14 protein-coding genes are annotated in these 20,511 nt (G+C 55.3%); 3 read left to right on the top strand and 11 right to left on the bottom strand.

Going from position 1 to position 20,511, the window contains the following annotated elements; genetic code table 11:
- Positions 1 to 46 precede the first annotated feature (46 nt).
- Genes ccoP through ccoN form a run of 4 tightly spaced genes read right to left on the bottom strand, consistent with a single transcriptional unit; the run spans position 47 to position 3,271 of the window.
- Positions 47 to 1,024, bottom strand: coding sequence for a cytochrome-c oxidase, cbb3-type subunit III (gene ccoP / locus OYW20_RS17065; protein ID WP_268797117.1), 978 nt, complete (start codon positions 1,022 to 1,024; stop codon positions 47 to 49).
- Positions 1,021 to 1,212, bottom strand: a complete 192-nt coding sequence (locus OYW20_RS17060; RefSeq protein WP_268797116.1) for a cbb3-type cytochrome oxidase subunit 3 — start codon at positions 1,210 to 1,212, stop codon at positions 1,021 to 1,023. Before OYW20_RS17060 ends, ccoP begins: the two co-directional genes overlap by 4 nt.
- A 5-nt stretch (positions 1,213 to 1,217) precedes the next feature.
- Positions 1,218 to 1,829 (bottom strand): cytochrome-c oxidase, cbb3-type subunit II, encoded by a 612-nt coding sequence (ccoO, locus tag OYW20_RS17055; RefSeq protein WP_268797115.1) that lies wholly within the window; start codon positions 1,827 to 1,829, stop codon positions 1,218 to 1,220.
- Positions 1,829 to 3,271 (bottom strand): cytochrome-c oxidase, cbb3-type subunit I, encoded by a 1,443-nt coding sequence (gene ccoN, locus OYW20_RS17050; RefSeq protein ID WP_268797114.1) that lies wholly within the window; start codon positions 3,269 to 3,271, stop codon positions 1,829 to 1,831. Before ccoN ends, ccoO begins: the two co-directional genes overlap by 1 nt.
- Before the next feature lie 857 nt (positions 3,272 to 4,128).
- Between ccoN and OYW20_RS17045 the strand changes: the two genes are divergently transcribed.
- Complete coding sequence (locus tag OYW20_RS17045) at positions 4,129 to 4,785, top strand: alpha/beta family hydrolase (protein ID WP_268801168.1); 657 nt, start codon at positions 4,129 to 4,131, stop codon at positions 4,783 to 4,785.
- Positions 4,786 to 4,917: 132 nt separating this feature from the next.
- On the opposite strand, the gene OYW20_RS17040 is transcribed toward OYW20_RS17045, so the two are convergent.
- Together OYW20_RS17040 and OYW20_RS17035 are read right to left on the bottom strand one after the other, a co-directional pair.
- Positions 4,918 to 7,869: a hypothetical protein gene (locus OYW20_RS17040; RefSeq protein ID WP_268797112.1), complete on the bottom strand. Its 2,952-nt coding sequence runs from the start codon at positions 7,867 to 7,869 to the stop codon at positions 4,918 to 4,920.
- Between the two features lie 65 nt (positions 7,870 to 7,934).
- Complete coding sequence (locus tag OYW20_RS17035) at positions 7,935 to 9,797, bottom strand: hypothetical protein (protein ID WP_268797111.1); 1,863 nt, start codon at positions 9,795 to 9,797, stop codon at positions 7,935 to 7,937.
- A gap of 505 nt (positions 9,798 to 10,302) precedes the next feature.
- On the opposite strand from OYW20_RS17035, the gene OYW20_RS17030 reads away from it, so the two are divergent.
- Complete coding sequence (locus OYW20_RS17030) at positions 10,303 to 12,549, top strand: autotransporter outer membrane beta-barrel domain-containing protein (protein ID WP_268797110.1); 2,247 nt, start codon at positions 10,303 to 10,305, stop codon at positions 12,547 to 12,549.
- Positions 12,550 to 12,605: 56 nt separating this feature from the next.
- On the opposite strand, the gene OYW20_RS17025 is transcribed toward OYW20_RS17030, so the two are convergent.
- Positions 12,606 to 13,232: a hypothetical protein gene (locus OYW20_RS17025; protein ID WP_268797109.1), complete on the bottom strand. Its 627-nt coding sequence runs from the start codon at positions 13,230 to 13,232 to the stop codon at positions 12,606 to 12,608.
- 618 nt (positions 13,233 to 13,850) lie between these two features.
- Between OYW20_RS17025 and OYW20_RS17020 the strand changes: the two genes are divergently transcribed.
- Entirely contained in the window at positions 13,851 to 14,009 is a 159-nt protein-coding gene (locus OYW20_RS17020) for a hypothetical protein (protein ID WP_268797108.1), read from the top strand.
- On the opposite strand, the gene OYW20_RS17015 is transcribed toward OYW20_RS17020, so the two are convergent.
- From OYW20_RS17015 to acnA, 4 genes are all read right to left on the bottom strand, one after another.
- A complete protein-coding gene (locus tag OYW20_RS17015; RefSeq protein ID WP_268797107.1) occupies positions 14,010 to 14,675 on the bottom strand; it encodes a hypothetical protein in 666 nt (221 codons plus the stop codon). It abuts the gene before it with no gap.
- A gap of 295 nt (positions 14,676 to 14,970) precedes the next feature.
- Entirely contained in the window at positions 14,971 to 16,536 is a 1,566-nt protein-coding gene (locus tag OYW20_RS17010) for a methyl-accepting chemotaxis protein (RefSeq protein ID WP_268797106.1), read from the bottom strand.
- A 102-nt stretch (positions 16,537 to 16,638) separates the two neighbouring features.
- Positions 16,639 to 17,430 (bottom strand): CPBP family intramembrane glutamic endopeptidase, encoded by a 792-nt coding sequence (locus tag OYW20_RS17005; RefSeq protein WP_268797105.1) that lies wholly within the window; start codon positions 17,428 to 17,430, stop codon positions 16,639 to 16,641.
- Positions 17,431 to 17,669: 239 nt separating this feature from the next.
- Complete coding sequence (gene acnA, locus OYW20_RS17000; RefSeq protein ID WP_268797104.1) at positions 17,670 to 20,411, bottom strand: aconitate hydratase AcnA; 2,742 nt, start codon at positions 20,409 to 20,411, stop codon at positions 17,670 to 17,672.
- Between the last annotated feature and the right edge of the window lie 100 nt (positions 20,412 to 20,511).

Below are 20,511 nucleotides of genomic sequence, written 5' to 3'. Positions count from 1 at the left end.
CGGTGCATCTCACGGCGGTGGCGTTGGTTTTTGTGGTTCGGCCCGATCACTGGGGCTGCTGCTTCTGCTCTCCGTGCGACAAGCTGTAAACGTACGCCGCCAGGATGTGAACCCTGTCGTTGCCCTGCAACTCCTGCTGCGCAGGCATTTGGCCCTGGCGGCCATAGCGGATGGTTTGCTGGAGTTGAGCAAAACTTGAGCCGTAGATGAACGCTGCGGGATGCGTCAGGTCAGGCGCGCCCATCGCCGGGTTGCCTTTGCCTTCCGGGCCATGGCAAGCCACGCAAGTGGTGGCAAAAATTTTCTGGCCATTGGCAAGATCGACGTTGGCGTCTGCGGGGAGTTTGCGGCCGTCCATCAGCGTCAGGACATAAGCCGATACGTCCTTCACGCCTTGTTCCTGAATCACCTCAAGCCACGCCGGCATGACAGCGTGGCGGCCGCCCATGATCGAGGCCTTGATGGTTTCTGGCGCGCCACCCCAGCGCCATTCAGCGTCGGTCAGGTCAGGGAAACCATAAGCGCCTTTGGCATCCGAGCCGTGGCACACCGAGCAATTGGACGCGAACAGGCGAGCGCCCATTTTCAAGGCCTGCGGATCGCGTGCGACCGCTTCGATGGGCATTGCGGCGAATTTGGCGAAGATCGGTCCGAATCGTGCGTTTGAACGGGCCATTTCCTTCTCCCATTCGTGCACGCCGGTCCAGCCTTGCTGGCCATCGGAAAACGCTACCTTTTTGTCGTTATCGGCGTAGTCGTAATCCGGTAACAGGCCCTTCCAGTTGCCGAGACCGGGATAGAGCGCCAGGTAACCCACGGCGAAAACGAGGGTGCCGATGAACAGCATGAACCACCATTTGGGCAGCGGGTTGTCGTACTCCTCGATGCCGTCGAAAGAGTGACCGACCGTTTCTTCGGTCACGTCGGCGCGCTGGCCTTTGCGGGTCGCCAGCAACAGCCAGGCCAGGCAAAAAATCGTACCCAGGGTGAGCACCGCAACGTACAGACTCCAGAACGTACTCATTGTCTGCGGCTCCTGGCAGCTTTTGCCTGCTGCATCTGCTTGATCGCCTCCGGGTCATCGGCAAACGGCAGCATGGTCGCATCGTCGAACTCGGCTTTGCGCCGTGGACTGAAGACCCATAGCGCCAAACCGATAAAGGCCACCATTACCACCAGGGTGCCGAGGCCTCGAATCATTCCGATATCCATGGCAATCACCTTTTGCTTCTGATGAGAGTGCCCAGGCCTTGCAGATAGGCGACCAACGCATCCATTTCTGTTTTGCCTTTGACTGCGGCCGTGGCCCCGGCGATGTCTGCGTCGGTATACGGCACGCCTAATGTGCGCAGGACTTCCATCTTCCTGGGCGTGTCCTTGCCGTCGAGACGGTTCTCGACCAGGAATGGATACGCCGGCATTTTTGATTCAGGCACCACATTGCGCGGGTTATATAAATGCGCCCGGTGCCAGTCATCGGAGTAGCGACCGCCGACCCGTGCAAGGTCCGGCCCGGTGCGTTTCGAACCCCACAGAAACGGGTGATCCCAAACGCTTTCACCCGCCACCGAGTAGTGGCCGTAACGTTCGGTTTCGGCGCGCAAGGGACGGATCATCTGCGAGTGGCAACCCACGCAACCGTTGGCAATGAATACGTCACGGCCTTCCAGCTCCAGCGCCGGGCGTGGCTTCATGCCTTCTACCGGTTTGTTGGTGACGTCCTCAAAGAACAGCGGCACGATCTGGGTCAATCCGCCAATCGCAACGGCGATGACCATGAACAATGACAACAGGCCGATGTTCTTCTCAAGGGTTTCGTGTTTGATCATCAGTGGGCTCCCACGACAGCGATCTGCGCGGCGGCTTCTGCTTCTTCAGCGCTGGAGGCGTGAACCGTGCGGAACACGTTGTAGGCCATGAACAGCATGCCGCTGGCGAAGATCGCACCGCCCAGCGCCCGGACGATGTAGCCCGGATGGCTGGCTTGCATCGCTTCGACGAACGAGTAAGTCAGCGTGCCGTCATCGTTGATCGCTCGCCACATCAAGCCCTGTGTAATGCCGTTGACCCACATCGAGGCGATGTAGAGAACGGTGCCAATGGTTGCCAGCCAGAAGTGCGTATTGATCAGGCCGATGCTATGCATCTGCGGCCGGCCGAAGATTTTCGGAATCATGTGGTACAGCGAACCGATGGAAATCATCGCGACCCAACCCAGCGCCCCGGCGTGTACGTGGCCGATGGTCCAGTCGGTGTAGTGGGACAGTGAGTTGACGGTCTTGATGGACATCATCGGCCCTTCGAAGGTCGACATGCCGTAGAACGCCAGCGAGACCACGAGGAAGCGCAGGATGGGGTCGGAATGCAACTTATGCCAGGCGCCTGAGAGGGTCATCATGCCGTTGATCATGCCGCCCCAACTGGGTGCCAGCAGGATGATCGACATTGCCATGCCCAGCGATTGCGCCCAGTCGGGCAGCGCAGTGTAGTGCAAATGGTGCGGGCCGGCCCAGATGTACAGCGTGATCAACGCCCAGAAATGCACGATGGACAGGCGATAGGAATAGATCGGGCGTTCGGCCTGTTTGGGCACGAAGTAATACATCATCCCGAGAAAGCCCGTGGTCAGGAAAAAGCCCACGGCGTTGTGCCCGTACCACCATTGGATCATCGCGTCGGTGGCGCCTGAATAGGCGGAATAGGATTTGAAAAAGCTGACCGGCAGAGCGATGTGGTTGACGATGTGCAGCATGGCCGTGACGATGATAAAGGCGCCGTAAAACCAGTTGGCGACGTAGATGTGTCTGGTTTTGCGTTTGGCGATGGTCCCGAAAAACACCACCCCATAAGTGATCCAGACCACCGCCAGCAGGATCGCGATTGGCCATTCCAGCTCGGCGTATTCCTTGGTGGTGGTGTAGCCCAGCGGCAAGGTGACGATGGCGCCGACGATGACCGCTTGCCATCCCCAGAAGTGAAATGCTGCCATGCCGTCCGAGATCAGCCGCGTCTGGCAGGTCCGTTGCACGACGTAGTAAGACGTCGCGAACAAGGCGCAACCGGCAAAGGCGAAGATCACAAGGTTGGTGTGCAGCGGGCGCAACCGTCCAAACGTGGTCCACGGCAGGCCGAAATTCAACTCCGGCCACACCAGCTGGCAAGCGATGAAAACGCCGAGCCCCATGCCAAGAATCCCCCAGACGACCGTCATGATGGCGAATTGGCGAACCACCTTGTAGTTATAAGCAGTCGGGATGGTTGCTGTGCTCATTCTAGGGTTCCACGGTCTGGATATTTATTAGAGGTAACCATTGGCCGCACAATGGAATAAGAGCAGACGTTTCGCTGCGCGCCTGGCGCTCAGCGTGTCATGCCGATACTGATCATGCAGCCGCGAAGCACAGTCCCGACGCTGTAACGCGCAAAGAGAAAATGCCCGGGCGGACCGAAAGGCCGGGGAGACAGGTCGAGTGTGAGGGTCGCACATCCGGTCCCGCATTCTGGATACAGTCAGGCTTCGATGGCCGACCGAATGCGGTGCTAAAGCTGCACCGTGAATGCCGTACACAATCTTTCACCAGGCCTGTGGCCAGCTGCTGCCAGTCCATTACCCGCGCAGCTTAGTCGTGAAATGAAAGCGTTGGAAGTCGTATACATAACGGCTGCGACATTTCGTCGCGCAGCAGCGCTGAAACACCGCACCTCATTGCAAGGTGCGGGGTCTTGGGGTTTCAGGCCATGCTGAAACGATACTGCGCCTACTTTCCATGAACTTTAGGCGGAGCCTTTTTCGATAAATGTATACAAAAGACGTAGCAAATTGCACTCATCACTGCCCATAAAAATGTGGCCCGAGCAGGCAAATGACCCTCGCGACTGCAACGATAGTCTGCGATGGCGGAGCAAAGATCATCCAGTGGAGCCGCCCGGTTGCGTGAGGTTTGGGGCGTCCAGAGCCTGGCTGTCTCTTTCCGAAGTGCCAAAGCAGCGTACTCAGGCCTGGCTGAACCTTTGCTGTCCGCAGGCGGCATTGGCTGGGCATAATCGCCGCTTTGGGTGGGGGGTTGCCCATCGCAACACACAGTCATCAATAAAGAGGCAGGCGTGGTTAAAAAGAACAGCAGTGATATGGACCAGTGCGCGACATTGGCGACTCGGCAGGGTTGGCTCTGGAGCGCGCCCAAGGCGCTAGCGGGTCATCAAGCGACGTTGATCCTGGCCCATGGCGCTGGCGCCCCAATGGACAGTGAGTTCATGAACGACATGGCGCAACGCCTCGCTGAACAGGGCGTAGGTGTCATGCGCTTTGAGTTTCCTTATATGGCTCAGCGACGGATCGATGGCAAAAGGCGTCCGCCCAATCCGCAGCCCAGATTGCTGGAGCATTGGCGCGAGGTGTACCAAACCCTGCGGGATAACGTAGGTGGGCGATTGGCGATTGGCGGCAAGTCTATGGGCGGGCGGATGGCCAGCGTGATCGCAGACGAGTTGCAGGTGGACGCGCTGGTGTGTCTTGGCTACCCGTTTTACGCTGTGGGTAAGCCTGAGAAACCTAGGGTTGCGCACCTCGAGCCGTTGCAAACGCCGACGCTGATCATTCAGGGCGAACGGGACGCATTGGGTAATCGAGAGGCGGTTGAGGGCTACATATTGTCGAGTGCGATCACTGTGCAATGGGTGCCGACAGCCAACCACGACCTCAAGCCCCTGAAGGTCGCAGGTGTCACTCAGGATGAGTGCCTGCAAAGGGCTGCTGAACAGATCGCCCGCTTTTTACGGGATTAACGACGCCCACGTTCACTGGTGAGCGTCGCTCAGTATTCCGGATCTGAACATTCCCCGCACTTACCCATGACGCCGGCACCTGGGGGAAGCTGACCAGTTCAGCCGGCCAGACGCTGAGTCAAAGACCCGCGTTTATCGAATGGCAACGCCCAGTGCGGCATTGATGTGGAGGTATTTGAAGTCCTTTCCGGTGGCCAGGTCTTTCGCGTAATACCACTTGGCGCCCAGCACATTTTTGGCGACCGTCGAAGACCAGTAAAGGCCATTACCCATGGGCCACCGCCCTTTGTAGGCGTTATAGATTTCAATCAGCGCCTGAATGCTGGGGATCTGCGCGTTGATGTTGGACGCCGCATTGGACAGCTGTGTCAGGTTACCTGCGCCCACGCCGATGCAGTGGATCACGCCTGTCACTGAAACACTGTAGGCCTTGGTTTCACCCGCTGCGTCCGTGGCGGTAATCGAAGCGCCGCCATTACCTCGTACCGATACCAGACCGTCGGTGTCGACATGCACAACTTTGGTGTCCGATGAGCTATAGACGTAGGGCGGTCGACCGCCTTCGGCCATGCGCTTGACCGTGGTGCCTTGCGGAAAGGTGGGCAGCAGATCGGGATTGCCCGGCAACAGGTAAACCTTGCCACCCAGCACCACTGGCGAGGTGTCGAACACCAGTGCAGATGACACGGTCACGGCCAGCTTTTCGGATTCACGGTCCGCACCCTGGCGCTGTACAAAATAGCTCACTACCGCAGCACTGCCTTCGGAGGCCAGGATCGCTGCCTTCGATACGCTAAACGTCAGCGTCGTCTCGGTCCCGACCGTTTGCGCAGGCGTGCTCTCCAGCGTATTGCCCATCCAGCGGACCATGACCAAATCTCCTTCGGTCATGCCCGGATAGTTGACCCGCACAGTTGCGCCCGAATCGGGAATCAACGAAGGCCGAACGATGCCATCGGGCCCCACCGTGTCCATTGTCGGTGCCGGCAGTTCCAGCACAGCGCTCAACACCTTCAGCGCCACGACGGCCGACTCTTGAACGATGCCACTGGCGCGAGTCACGCTGTAAGACACCTGCACCGTTTGCCCGTCGTTGACACTGACCAGGGCGCTGGCGAAAACCACTTCCAGCGTCTGGCCGGCCTCGGTGGGGGTGATGACTTTTTCTTTTTGGTCGCTGCCTTTTGGGCCGTTCCAACTTACCTGAAGGGTGTCGCCAATTTTGAGCATTGCGCTGGCGTCAATTACCACCGTTGCTCCGTCGATGGTGTTTGCAGGGTCGAGGGTGTAGCCATCGGACTCTTTTACCGTCGGATCCGGAATATCGGGGTAAACGATATTGCCCACGGAAAACTGCAACTGTTCAGACACGAACTTTTGGTTGTTACGGTCTACCTCGTACCACACTACAACGCTGTTGTTGATGTTGGCGTCGACGTACGTCTTATTAACTCGAAAAACGACTTGTCTGCCTACCGTGCCGCTGTTGATTGTCGTCGAATCACTGTAAGTGCCGCTGGAGCCTTGCCCGTCCCAATAGAGCGAAATTTTGTCTCCGACAGACATGGCGTATGGCTCTATTCGGACTATCGCCTCCAGCACAATGTCGCTGGGATCTAGCACGCCGCCGCTTTCGACGCCGTCAACGGTTGGGGCTTTCAGCGGAACGCTGCTGTCATCACTAACGGTCAGTTGCAGGACTGGCGATTTGAAGAAGGCGCGAGAGAAGGTGGTCACGTTGTAATAAATCTCAAGTGTCCCTCCCGCGAGAGCGCTGACTTTTTGATCGGGAATCAGAAAGCTCACGGATTTGCCAACGTCGCTGTTGTTGAGGTTCTTCACCTCTTCGTGCATGACGTTTGCGCCACTGGCATTTTTACCCATCCATACCAGTGTCACGTCATTGCCACTGCCCATAAAATAGTAAGGCGGCACTTCAACGATCACATTATTGGTCGTCGGGTCCAGTACGCCGTTATTCATTTCTACGACAGGCACACGGGGCAGCGCTAATTCCATGGCACTGCCAATGACTTTTAGCGGCAGACTCTTTGAACGCAGCGCTTCCCCTGAGGGTTTGTTAACGATGTACTTGAGCAGTGCCCGGCCTTGAGTGATGGGTTGGAATTGTTGGTTAGGGATCAGGAAGTCAATGAAGCTTGACGTATTCTCAACCCGTTTTAAGTCTGTGTAGGGTTCCAGCGGCAGGCCTTCGGCGGTGCTTCGCGATACAACTAGGGTGATTTCATCGCCTATGGCGATTTCCGGTTGGGACAAGATCAATGCCTGTACGGCGTTCCCATGTATCCTGTCAAGGTCTAGTTCCATATTTGGTGCTTGGGGGACTACTGGCGCGGATAGAGCAGATTGTCCTGCCTCAACGTCCACGTAGGTCGCCAGTGACCATCGAGACCAGTTGTTGACTAGGTCCCGGACCTCATACCGAACTTCGATCATGTCGGAGTCGCCTGCGCGCTCAATAATTTCCTTGCTAACAGGGATAACAATTGGCTTGCCCAGATCGTCCTCGTGCTCAATTGCCTTCATGATAAGTTCGCCATGCCAGGAAAGTGTGACTCGGTCGCCGACACTCATGTTCACATAGGCCGCCAACTCAACAGTCACCCTTTCTGGTGAAGTGATGATGCCTGCGGGGTATACGGCCGGCAGGGCCAATGCTTCATTCTCCCACGGTGTAGATGGGTTGATGTCGGTGCCGCCAGGCAAGGTCAACTTCACATTCACCGAGAGCTGCGATGATTGATTCTGTAGCCCTCCGATCGGTTCGGTAACGTTGTAGTGCAGGTTTATATTCGTCGGACTAATAAATTTTTGATCAAGTTGGAGAACAACGAAAGAGGGTGTTTCTGGGGTCAGGTCATCAAGTTTAACTGTATAGTTAGCCGCAATTTGGCCGTTACAATAAAGATCAATAATGTCGCCTTCTGCGATCGTCACGTAAGGTCCAACACGTACTGATAGGGGCACGTGCGGGTCAAGCGTATCGGCGTAACCGATGCCACTTGGGTCGTGAAGGTTCTGCATCGCAGGTGCAGGCAAAAGTGTTTTATCTATATTATTCATAAAGTGTTTTTTCAATTTGGTTGTTATTTTATTGAAAGCGAGCCCTCAGGCCCGCTTCCTTTCAGTTAGCAGCCTTGGCCAGGCGTAGCCATGCGGATAAGCACCGGGGCAGTCTTGGAATTGACTGGCCCATTAGGGCCTTCGACGCGGTAGTAAGCCTCAGCACGACCTGTGCAAATCAATCGAAGTTGTCTGTCCGACACTCGGAAACTGTAGCCGCTGATCATTTCGAACTCATCAAGTACATGAGTCTCTTCGAGGCTTGCACCTGGAACCGGTACGTTTCCATTTGCAGCGTTATAACCATGGAAGACCAGAGTGACTCGCGGATACTTATCAATATGCTCGTATGGCATAATTTTAATAGGTGTGCCATCTGGACTTAGAATCGGGCTAATTGCGTTATTAGCGTTGGCATTGGAGAAAATCGGAGCAGCTAAGCCGTCGACACCCCCCGGTAGGTCGCCTTTAGCATTTACGACAACACCTTGTTCCGCAGAGCGGGAGGTATTTGGATTGCCGTTGTGAGTCACTGTGTAGAAGACCTTGATCAAAGCACCTGATCCTTCGTTCGCCATCAGCTGGTTCGGAATAGTGAGTACTAAATCTTTATTAAGGTCGGTCGATTTAATCGGAAATACAACGGGCGCGGTTTGTGATCCCCAGTACAAGCGAATAACGTCGCTGACGGCAAACTCATCGTTCCATTGAACAGTTGCATGAGCCTCCAGAAGAAAATCGTCTTCATCAATAACGTTGTCTTCATTGTTAGCATTGTCGCTGCTTCCTTTGATGACAGGTAGTGCCAGGGCTTCATTTTCTGGAGTTTCTGGGTCCGGATCTTGGGGCCCTGGCAGCTCAAGATAGACGTTTACATCGAGCAGCAGCGAGCTGCCAATCAGCACGCCATTGCGGCGGGCCTCGTAACGCAGGGATACTGGGCCGTCGCCTGGCAGGGCAATGATTGCGTAACGCACATTTATCCCTAACATAGGATTTTGAGTTTCATCACCACTCAATAACGTAGCCTCGGGCATCGCTGTTTCACCCCAATACAGCATGACTTTGTCGCCGGGTTGAGCATCCGGGTAATGAGGGATCTCCACCAGGACAGCAGCACGTGCATCGGAATCATCAATGACTGAGTCATCGGCCTGGGCACACAGAGGGGCCGGGAAGTCCTGGGGAACATCGCGCAGGAATAAGCGGAATCGCTTGGGCAGCGAATGAATTGATTCATTGCCTGCACGATCTGTCACGGTGTAATAGACCGGATCTGTGACATCACCCAGGCTTTCAAGAAACGCACGCGAAAAGTTCAGCATCACCCGATTCATGGTGACTTCTTCTTCAATAACCGTGTGCTCTGGCCCTGGAACTGCTCCCCAGAACGACCGAATCTGGTCGCCCCAGGCGATACCTGTATACCCGGGTACCTCTGCCGTGAGCACGTTGCCCAAAGCCTTCAGCTCTTCAGATGTAAGCATTCCGTCTTGCGTTACAGCAGGAAACACCAACGCTGCTAGCAGATCCCCGCCAGGAGCCGTGCGATCTACAATCACCGGAGTATCCGGCGACTCGCCTTCCTGACCGCCATCGGAACTGCGCGCGGTGTATCCCGCCTGATGGACGCCATCAACCAGTAATGATGCGGGAATTACCAACGACAATAGATCGCCAGGCAATTCGTCGTCCGCAATCGACTTAAAGACATTGGTGGGTTCGTTATTCCACCGGAGCTTATACGTATCGCCCGGCAGGGCGTCGTCCCAAACAGTCAGAGACAGAGTGACCTGTTGCTGCAAGTCTTCCAGAGTCAATAATCCATCAATTGGATCAGCCAATGGGATGGTCGGTGGGTTCAAATCACGAGGCTTTGATTTGCGAGGACGTGTAATCAGTAAACGGGGGTTGCGTGAGTTGCACATAGCCTTTCTCCATATTTAAGCAGCCGAGAACTTCGGCCTGAAAAGTGGTCGCTTTTATTAAGTTTTTTGTGACGCCCGGTGATGGCGTGCCTTAAGTTTCATTTCATCGATCAGATATTGTTGATTCTCATCAATCGCTTTTCTGATCGCTTTTTCAAGTAATATCAGTATTAGGGTTGTGTCAATGCCTGGTGTTAAATAATTATTAATGAAAGTGTTGTCAGCGAGGATTTTCCAACTTGGCTTTTAAAAAGTTCTCGGTTTTTGCGGAGGATCAAATCTGGTATGGCGGTGATCTGAGTTGTCAGAGCATTGAGGCTGGATTCGATTTGTTCGGGCGCTTTCCAGTGTCTGTCATGTAGGATGAGTACGACGTAAATTTAGGAAGTGGCCGATAGCTTATGCCGTGGAAAGTACTCGTTAACCCAAAATGCCAGTCCACACTGATCATTCATTTGAATGTCATCAGGGTAATGGAATGAGTGGGTACTGTGATTTAAGACGTATGACGAAAGTGACCGTTATCGGCATAATGGGCGGTTTTTTTTCAATTGAATATGCAATGGGAGAAGAACCGACGCGTACCACAAGTCTTGAGTATGTACATGTTGCTTCCGGTGAAACGCTGAATGTAAATGAGTCGACTTGGATGTTGTATCGCTTGCTACCTCACTCGATTTTGAACGTCGAAGGTGCTGAAGTGAGTGGTGTTGCGGGGAATTTTGCAACTGTTTACCTGAGTGAGGCAGTTGTGGACGATGCGCGAAATAATTCCATCTATTCTTCTCCTGCATTGACTTTGACCGGTGGCAAGCTCATCGCAAACAAAACTCGAATTAGCAGTTCGCGTAGCACAGGTCTAAGACTGGAGGCGGGAAGCCCCGGGGCTGTCTCGGTAGGGTCCGAAGTTATCATTTCCGATAGTCTCATTTCGGGGGTTGGAACCGGTCTGTTTTCGGCCAAGGGCCTGCTGTCTTTGAGTGGTAGCAATGTCACAGCATCGCGTGGTGCTGTCGGTGAAGCTATGGGGGTTGACACAAATACCTCAAGGATAACGATTAAAGAGAAAAGCTTGATCACAGGTGAAGATATCGGCCTCAGAATTCGGCCAGTGGGTGCTTTGCCTGGCGGCGGACCCCAGCATAATTTGCCCACTTTCGTCGATATTGACGACTCAATTGTTCAAGGGATCAACGGCCCGTCCATCAAGGTCCTTGGTGTATCAAGCAAAGGAGCAATTGCGGCCATTACCGTTAAAAACAATGCTTCATTGTTGTCCGGGAATGGAAACCTGGTGGAGGTCTCTGGTGAAAGTGAACTGGATCTCGCCGTCGACGGCAGCCGGCTTATGGGTAATCTAATCGCCGATGGCGGTAGCAAGCTGGATTTAGAATTGGGAAACAACACTCTGTTGACCGGTAACGTCTCCAATGGGAATGACATGGCGGTATCCACTGGCGCCCATTGGCAACTGATCGGTGACAGTGATGTGAAGAAACTGACCTTGGAAAGAGGTCGAGTCAGCTTTTCCGGCAACGCCTTTCACACCCTCTCGCTGAATGAACTCGCTGGCAACGGCACCTTCGACATGCGCATCAACCTGGACAATGCTCAAGGCGACCTGCTTCAGGTAGACGGGCAAGCCACAGGACAGCACCTGTTGAATGTGCAGAACACTGGCGTTGAAGCGGTACCCGCTGAGTTTGAACCGCTACGAATCGTCCACACCGAAGGCGGTGATGCTCAATTCGGCTTGATCGGCAATCGTGTCGACCTCGGCGCTTATTCCTACTTGCTCGAGAAGCAGGAAAACGACTGGTTCATCGTGGGTGAGGGCAAGACCATCAGTCCGTCGACGCAAAGCGCGTTGGCGTTGTTCAACGCGGCGCCTGCGATCTGGAACAGTGAGTTGACGACGTTGCGCAGCCGCATGGGTGAGGTCCGTGGGCAGGAGCAGGGGAGTGGCTGGATCAGAGCCTATGGCAATCGTTTCAATGCCAATACGGGCACAGGGGTCGATTACCAGCAGAAGCAGCAAGGGTTGTCGTTGGGTGCCGATGCGCCGATTTCGGTCGGCAACGGCAGTCTGGTGTTGGGTGTGATGGGCGGTTACAGCAAATCTGATCTGGATTTGAGCCGTGGCACAACCGGCCAGGTGAACAGTTACTACTTCGGGGGTTACGGCACGTGGTTGTCCGACGACGGTTACTACGTCGACGGCGTGCTCAAACTCAACAAATTTCGCAATGAAGCGAAGGTTGCGATGAGTGACGGCAGCAAAACCAAAGGTCGCTACGACAACACCGGCGTGGGTGGTTCGGTGGAGGTTGGCAAGCACATCAAACTGGCGGATGACTACTTCGTCGAACCGTACACTCAGCTGTCCGGCGTGCTGGTCGGCGGGGACAGCTACCGGCTGGATAATGGTTTGAAGGCTAGCAACAGTGGCGCGAAGTCTCTGCTGGGCAAAGTCGGGACTACTGCGGGTCGTAACTTTACGCTTGAGGATGGCAGCGTTGTTCAGCCGTACGTTCGTGTTGCCTTGGCGCATGAGTTTGCTCGCAACAATGATGTGAAAGTCAATGAAACCCGGTTCGATAACAACCTGTCCGGTTCTCGCGTAGAACTTGGCGGCGGGATTGCCGTATCGCTTTCCAAGCGAATTCAACTGCACGCCGACCTTGATTACATGAAAGGCGAACATGTCGAGCAACCCTGGGGCGCTAACGTCGGTCTGACGCTAGCCTTCTAAAACCTCTATCGAGCGCTGATGAATCCCAGCCACGTCATGTGGCTGGGATTTTTTGTCTAAAAGCCTTTTCGTCCTACTGATCTGCGGCGCCTTGGATTCCGAGGCCTGCCTTTACCTCCCAGCGTGATAATAAGTCGCTCGGAAATCCCCACCAGTCTTGAACGACGCACAACCTCGTAATGGACGTGAACTACGCCACTTTGATAATTGGTTAATTGTTCGCTGTTCATGTATTGGATCAGTCTTGGCGCATCACGATGAGGATTCGCGTCTAGCGTCGTATAAAAAGTGTTGTAGCCCCAGACCGTTTTTATCAGGTCGCCTCTCCATAAATTCCTCGACCGCGGAATGTTGATATACACGCCTTCGACGATTTGCTCAGGCGTCACTATGTCGCTATCCAGCCCGGTCAAGTAGGGTGCCAGGAAAATTGCAGGCTTTCGGTCTCTAGGGCCTTCGGTTGCCCATGGGAAACCGGGGGCGCGTTTGAGTACTTCCTTGTAAATATCAACTGACTCGCTATCTTCCGGGAGTTCTATTGATCCCGGTTGCATGGGGGTCTCTTGAACAGGCAATAACAGGGCAGTTGGCTGCGCTGACGCTTCACTGTCACAAGTGGCTATGTTACGTGCGTCGATATAGTGCCAGGTATCTGAATTTTTGTTTTTGTCATCATTTCCCATAGGTGCTCCCTGAGTTTTGTTAGGCATGTTCGAAGCGCTCGGATTTCTCGGTTTTGGCTGTAGGAGAAGTGTTTGCGAGACCTATGTTCAGTTCGAAATTTCTTGATGTCAACTTTCGAATTTGCACAGCTTGACGCGATATCGGTTGAAAACACTACTCATTATTCAAAACCGCTGTGTGTCTGGAATTTCAGATTGGGCCAATGATTACGGGCATTGCTGGAAGCGCCATCTTTACAAAAGGTCCAATATGTCAGACGGGTATTACAGACGATTCCCAAGATGCTGTGAGGCGTCAGATTGGCTATTGCGAGATCGGGCTCATAAAATCATTGATATATTTTTAATTTTATTTTCTATGGTGGTCAAACGGGTGTCATAATTTATAAGGTAAGTCCAAATGGATAGGGTGCTTTTCGTGTCACACATTCAGAATCAGCCTTGCAAGTAGCGATTTAGTCGACGTTTTACCTGCTCGATCTGTGACGCCGTACTCGATTTCCACAGTCCTGGCGTCCTCGCTTTCGAGAAAAGTCCATGCAAAAGGTATCGTTATGGCTTGGTTGATATCATCCTTGTGGATTGTTTTTTAGCTCCCTGTACTCTGGGGAAATTCGTATGAATGGTATCTACGGCGTCACCGCAGCGTATCCGGGCATGACGCATCAAGTTCTTGAATCCACGTTGACGGTCGCAAGCCGCGTGAGTCTGCCCGGAAACGGAATCGCCAAATCCTGGCAATCTTTAGAAGGTCATGCTCAGTCAGATATCGAATAGTCAGACATTCATCGTCAAAACCACCGGCATCGACATGACTGAAACATTACCGGCCCTGTCTGTGACAAAGTATTCGATCAGTACACTTTCACTTGCCAAGCCCTCCAGATAAGCTCGACTGAAAACAATGGAAATGGGTTTTTCGAGGGTCTCCTCCATTGTCACAGTATGACCAGGACCCATCACGCCATTGCATAGTGTCCGTATAGAGTCTCCGATTTGCATATCTGAGTAACCCGCGATCTTGCCAATCAAGTCTTCTCCTAGTGTGACGTTGGGGAAAATAATAGGGGCTAGCATCGCTGCGCCTGGTGGGGTACGGTCGACTTTCAGTTCGATAGATTCGGAGACAACATGCTGTTCACTAAAGGGACTTGATGCTCGGAACGCCAGCTTATAAATGCCGTTAGATTCAAGCAGCTTTTCAGGCAGCTCGAAAGTCATTGTGTCGCCGGGTGCGTCGCTTTCTGTGATAGTCCTTGCATCTCCAATCAGCTGATCATCCAAGACAAGCTGGGCATAATAATGTGGCTCCGCTGCTTTCCAGACTTCGACATTAACCAGTATTGGCTGTGAAAGATCGACAGTCTGCAGTAACCCATCCTCTGGGTCGGAGCTTGGAACAAAAACCAAGGGTAATGGATATGATGTTTTAGCTGTATTCATGAGTTTTCCTCATTGGCACACACAAGCCTCACTCACAGTGCCATGCGTACCAAAGCCATTAATAATGAAGATCAGACAAGTACCGTCTCTGCGCGGTAACTATGTATCTAATCTGTATTTCAAATAATAGGAATGCGGCTGGGGTGTCAACCCTACATTTCACTGATCGAACAAAAAAAGCTCTAAGCACCAGCATCGTTACCAGCTACGCAAGCACTAATTCCTTCATTTAAAGCAGGCAAAAAAAAGCCCCGGCACAATCAGATGCCGGGGCTTTTGGTTTCTGCGTTGAGGCCTATCGATTAAACCGTTCTACCAACGAGTATTGGGTGTTGGCGGTTGCGGCCAGTTCGGCGCTGAGTGTGGCGGAGCGGCGAGCTTCCTCGGATGTCTGATCGGACAGTTGGGCAATGGTAGTGATGTTGCGGCTGACTTCTTCGGCCACCGAGCTTTGCTCCTCGGTCGCTGCAGCGATCTGGGTTGTCATTTCAGTGATGTTCGCAACGGCGTCGCTGATGCCCACGAGCGCCTTGTCCGCTTCCAGCACCCGTTCAACGCCTTCTTCGGCCTGGCGGTGTCCGATGCTCATGGTCTGCACGGCCGCGTTGGCAGTGTGTTGCAGCTTGGCGATCAGGCTGTGGATCTGGACAGTTGAGGCCGTGGTGCGTTGTGCCAACTGGCGCACTTCATCGGCAACGACTGCAAAACCGCGGCCCATTTCCCCGGCACGCGCGGCTTCGATGGCCGCGTTGAGTGCCAGCAGGTTGGTCTGGTCTGCAATGCCTTTGATGACATCCACCACACCGCCGATTTCGTCGCTGTCCTTGGCCAACTGGGTGACGGTCAGTCCGGTCTCGCCTACGGACGCAGAGAGCCGCTGAATGGCTTCACGGGTTTCGCTGGCGATGTCACGGCCTCGGCGGGTGAGGGCGTTGGCCTGCTGCGTGGCATCAGCGGTGCGTTGCACGTGGCTGGCAACCTCTTGAGTGGTCGCGGCCATTTGATTGATCGCGGTGGCAACCTGTTCGGTTTCCACACGCTGGCGCTCCAGCCCCGTGGAGCTGGCATGTGCGAGGCTGTCGGACTGTCTGGCTTGATCGGTGAGGTGTTCCGCCGTGTCCTGCAGGCGAGTCAGGCAAGTTTTCAAACGCGCCTCCTGGCTGAGGATCGACATCTCAAGACGTGCCTGCGGACCTCGGCTGTCGGTGTACATCTGGGCGATCAGCGGGTCAGAGGTGGTTTGTTCGGCAAGACGCAGCAAGCGCTTGATTCCGCGTTGTTGCCAGCTCAGGCCCAGCAGCCCCAGCGGCACTGACAGCACAGCAGCGAGCGCAAAGCCCCAGTGAGAGTTCAGGAATGCCCCAATCAGAAAGCTCAACTGGCTCACGAGAATAAACGGAAGCCAGTTCTTTACGACCGGTAGCCATTTGTCATGCCCAGGCACTGCCGGCTTGCCGCTGTTGATACGTGCGTAGAGCGCTTCAGCGCGGCGGATCTGTTCCGCCGTGGGTTTGATCCGTACCGATTCATAGCCCACCACCTGCTGTTTTTCGAAGACCGGCGTCACGTAGGCGTTCACCCAATAATGATCGCCGTTCTTGCAACGGTTCTTGATGATGCCCATCCAAGGCTGGCCCTGCTTGAGCGTGACCCACATGTGCTCGAATACTGCCGACGGAACGTCAGGGTGGCGCACGGTATTGTGGGGCGCCTTCAGCAACTCTTCGTAGGAAAAGCCGCTGATCTCAACAAACGCATCATTGCAGTAAGTGATCACGCCGCGTACATCGGTGGTAGAGATCAATCGTTGGTTGGCGGGAAACGTGCGGTCGCGTTGGGTGACGGGCTGGTTGTTGCGCATGAGCTATCTATCCGGGAAGGCTTTGAGTGGGTATCGGCGTGTCCTGACAAAAATTGAGGTTATTGTGATGAGCAGCCGTCAGCGCAGGCTCTGGCTCAAGCGTCATCGATTGAACATGGGGTAAGTGAACAGCGTCAAGTGCACCAGATTCAGGCCGAAGTGTGTCAATACAGCAGCCGTCAAACCTCCGAGCTTGAAGGCGATTCCGTAGCCAGCTCCGGCAAGTCCAGCCAGCACGACCCACTCCCAGCCTGCGCCGAAATGCGCCAGGCCGAATAATGCGGACGCCACAGCGATCGCCAGTACGTCACCGCCGGGGACGCGTTCAAAAAGTCGGCTCAAGCCTCCCTGAATGTAGCCCCGGAACAACAACTCCTCCGTCAGCGTAACAAGCAGTAGATTGTTGAATATCCAGATTCCAGCGTGCTCAGGCCATTTGGGTGTCCAGGCGATCATGCCAAGCCCCACTGCGGTGGCCATGCATATACCGGTGGTAATCAGCAGCACCACTGCGGTGGATAGCAGTGAGCGGCCCGTCGCGGCACGGTAAAACACCCACGGACAGGCGAGCACGACCCAAAAGCCTATCAGCGGTTTATCCAGATTGAGAAACATCGAAAACGGCGCTGCGTCCGGGCTCATGCGCACGGCCGCGATGGCGCGGGCGTTGAGAAAGCCCGGTAGCCAGTGACTCGCCAGGCCGATTGCTACTGCTATAAACAGGGCGTGGCCAAAGGCGAGAACGGCCCAGTGCCGAAAATGATTGACGCAGATGCCGGCCATGATCAGCAGACCCAGCGTCACTACAACAGGCAGGCTCAACTGCCCATAGATCAGTGCAACAACGTAGCCCAGCGTAAGCAGGGCAAGCGTCGTCCAGCGTAGCGCCGGCATGGCAACGTCCTTAAGCAGTGAAATGAGGCGGGGATTCTAGCGTTTAATAAACAGGCATGGCTGTCAGATGTGGATGAAAGTCGGCAGCAATTTTAGCCAGCCGTATGGCGACGCGCTGTAGGTTATTTCCGACGCAAAAGAACAGGGCCACGAGCGGGCCCTGAAAGGACTGGCTTTGCCAGCGATGCATGTCTGCGGCCAAGCGGTCCTCGCCTTGTGGGCAGGCGAGGACCGTTACCTCAAGACGCGATCAATTGGCGCAACACGTAGTGCAGAATTCCGCCGGCCTTGAAGTACTCGACCTCATTAAGGGTGTCGATCCGGCACAGCACATCGACATCCTCAGCCGCACCGTCTTCGCGCTCGATCTTGAGCTTGAGCGTCATGCCAGGCTGCAGGGTCGCACCGCTAAGGCCTGCGATGCTGATCGTTTCGCGTCCCGTCAGTCCCAGTGTTTTTCGGCTTTGGCCAGACGTGAACTGCAACGGCAGCACGCCCATCCCCACCAGATTCGAGCGATGGATACGCTCGAAGCTTTCAGCGATCACCGCCTTGACGCCCAACAGATTGGTGCCTTTGGCCGCCCAGTCACGGCTGGAACCGGTGCCGTATTCCTGTCCGGCGATGACCACCAGCGGCGTGCCTTCTTGCTGATAACGCATGGCGGCGTCGTAGATCGGGAGTTTTTCGTCCGTTGGCACGTGCAGCGTAAAGCCACCTTCTTCATTACCGAGCATTTCGTTGCGAATGCGGATATTGGCGAAGGTACCGCGCATCATCACTTCATGGTTGCCGCGGCGCGAACCGTAAGAGTTGAAGTCCTTGGGCTCGACGCCTTTGCTGCGCAGGTAACGTCCTGCCGGGCTGTCGGCCTTGATGTTACCGGCAGGGGAGATGTGGTCGGTGGTGACCGAGTCACCCAGAATCGCCAGCACACGGGCTTCTTTGACATCGCTGATAACCGGCAGCGGCCCTGCCACGTCATCGAAAAACGGAGGATGCTGGATGTAGGTCGAGTCTTCCTGCCACACGTAAGTCGCTGCCTGTGGCACCTCGATTGCTTGCCACTGCGCATCGCCGGCGAACACTTCTGCGTATTCCTTGTGGAACATCGCGGTGTCGACTTTCTGGACCGCGTCGGCGATTTCCCGGCTGGTGGGCCATATGTCACGCAGGTATACCGGTTGGCCTTCGCTGCCTTCGCCCAGAGGCTCCGAGCTCAGGTCAACCCTCACTGTGCCTGCCAGTGCATACGCGACGACCAGCGGCGGTGAAGCCAGCCAGTTTGTTTTGACCAGCGGGTGGACGCGGCCTTCAAAGTTACGGTTGCCGGACAACACCGAGGCCACGGTCAGGTCAGACTGCTGGATGGCTTTCTCGATGGGATCACGCAGCGGCCCCGAGTTGCCGATGCACGTGGTGCAGCCATAACCCACCAGGTCGAAACCCAAGGCGTCGAGGTATTGAGTGAGCCCGGCCGCGTTGTAGTAATCGGTGACCACTTTTGAGCCTGGCGCCAATGAGCTCTTGACCCAAGGTTTTCGCTGCAGGCCTTTCTCCACCGCTTTTTTAGCCAGCAAACCTGCTGCCATCATCACGCTGGGGTTGGAGGTGTTGGTGCACGATGTAATGGCAGCGATGACCACGGCACCGTTCTTGAGACGGTATTTATTGCCGTCGTATTCGTACTCCGCTTCGCCCACCTGATCGGCATTGCCGACCGCAACGCCGCCGCCACCTTCGCTTTCAAGACGGCCTTCGTCATGTTTGCTGGGCTTGAGTTGCAGACCCAGGAAATCATCGAACGCCTGGCCGACATCCGGCAGCGCAACGCGGTCCTGCGGGCGCTTTGGCCCTGCAAGGCTTGCGACAACCGTGCCCATGTCCAGCTCCAGCGCGTCGGTGAATACCGGCTCCTGGCCGGGCAAGCGCCACAGACCTTGAGCCTTGCAATAGGCTTCGACCAGTTGCACGGTTTCAGCGGGACGGCCGGATAGCCGCAGGTAATCCAGGGTCACATCGTCCACTGGGAAGAAGCCGCACGTCGCGCCGTATTCCGGAGCCATGTTGCCGATGGTGGCGCGGTCAGCAAGCGGCAGATCCGCCAGCCCGTCGCCGTAGAATTCGACGAACTTACCGACCACGCCTTTCTTGCGCAGCATCTGGGTGACGGTCAGCACCAGATCGGTGGCCGTAATGCCCTCATTGAGCTTGCCCAACAGTTTGAAACCGATCACTTCGGGGATCAGCATCGACACCGGCTGGCCGAGCATCGCCGCCTCGGCCTCGATGCCGCCGACGCCCCAACCCAGAACGCCCAGGCCGTTGATCATGGTGGTGTGTGAGTCGGTGCCCACCAACGTGTCGGGAAATGCGTAAGTACGGCCGTCTTCTTCTTTGGTCCAGACTGTTCGGCCCAGGTATTCGAGGTTCACCTGATGGCAGATGCCGGTTCCGGGTGGCACCACGCTGAAGTTATCGAAAGCGCTCTGGCCCCAGCGCAGGAAGGCGTAACGCTCGCCGTTTCGCTGCATCTCGATATCAACGTTTTCGCCAAACGCGTTGGCATCTCCGAACTTGTCGACCATCACCGAGTGGTCAATCACCAGGTCGACCGGCGACAGCGGATTGATTCGCTGCGGATCACCGCCGGCCTTGGCGACGGCGGCGCGCATGGCAGCCAGATCGACCACTGCCGGCACGCCGGTAAAGTCCTGCATCAGCACCCGTGCAGGACGGTATTGAATTTCGCGGTCGGATTTGCGTTCGGTCAGCCACGCAGCAATCGATTTAAGATCGTCGCCAGTGACCGTCTTGTCGTCTTCCCAGCGCAGCAGGTTTTCCAGCAGCACTTTGAGCGACATCGGCAGCTTGTCCAGGTCGCCGAGGGATTTGGCGGCGTCTGGCAGGCTGTAGTAGTGGTAGGTCTTATTATTGATGTCGAGTGTTTTTAGACTTTTCAGGCTATCGATGGAAGGCATGAATTAACTCCTTGACGAGTCCGCACGGCACGGACTTGGGGGAATCGGGCTAACCGGAACAGCGTTACAGGGGTGTGCGCGAACGCACTGGCCAGCGGCT

It is taken from the genome of Pseudomonas sp. BSw22131 (assembly GCF_026810445.1).
Lineage (GTDB): Bacteria > Pseudomonadota > Gammaproteobacteria > Pseudomonadales > Pseudomonadaceae > Aquipseudomonas > Aquipseudomonas huanghezhanensis.
Note: the sequence above shows the minus strand (reverse complement) of the source record. Positions and strands in the feature narration are given on the sequence as shown.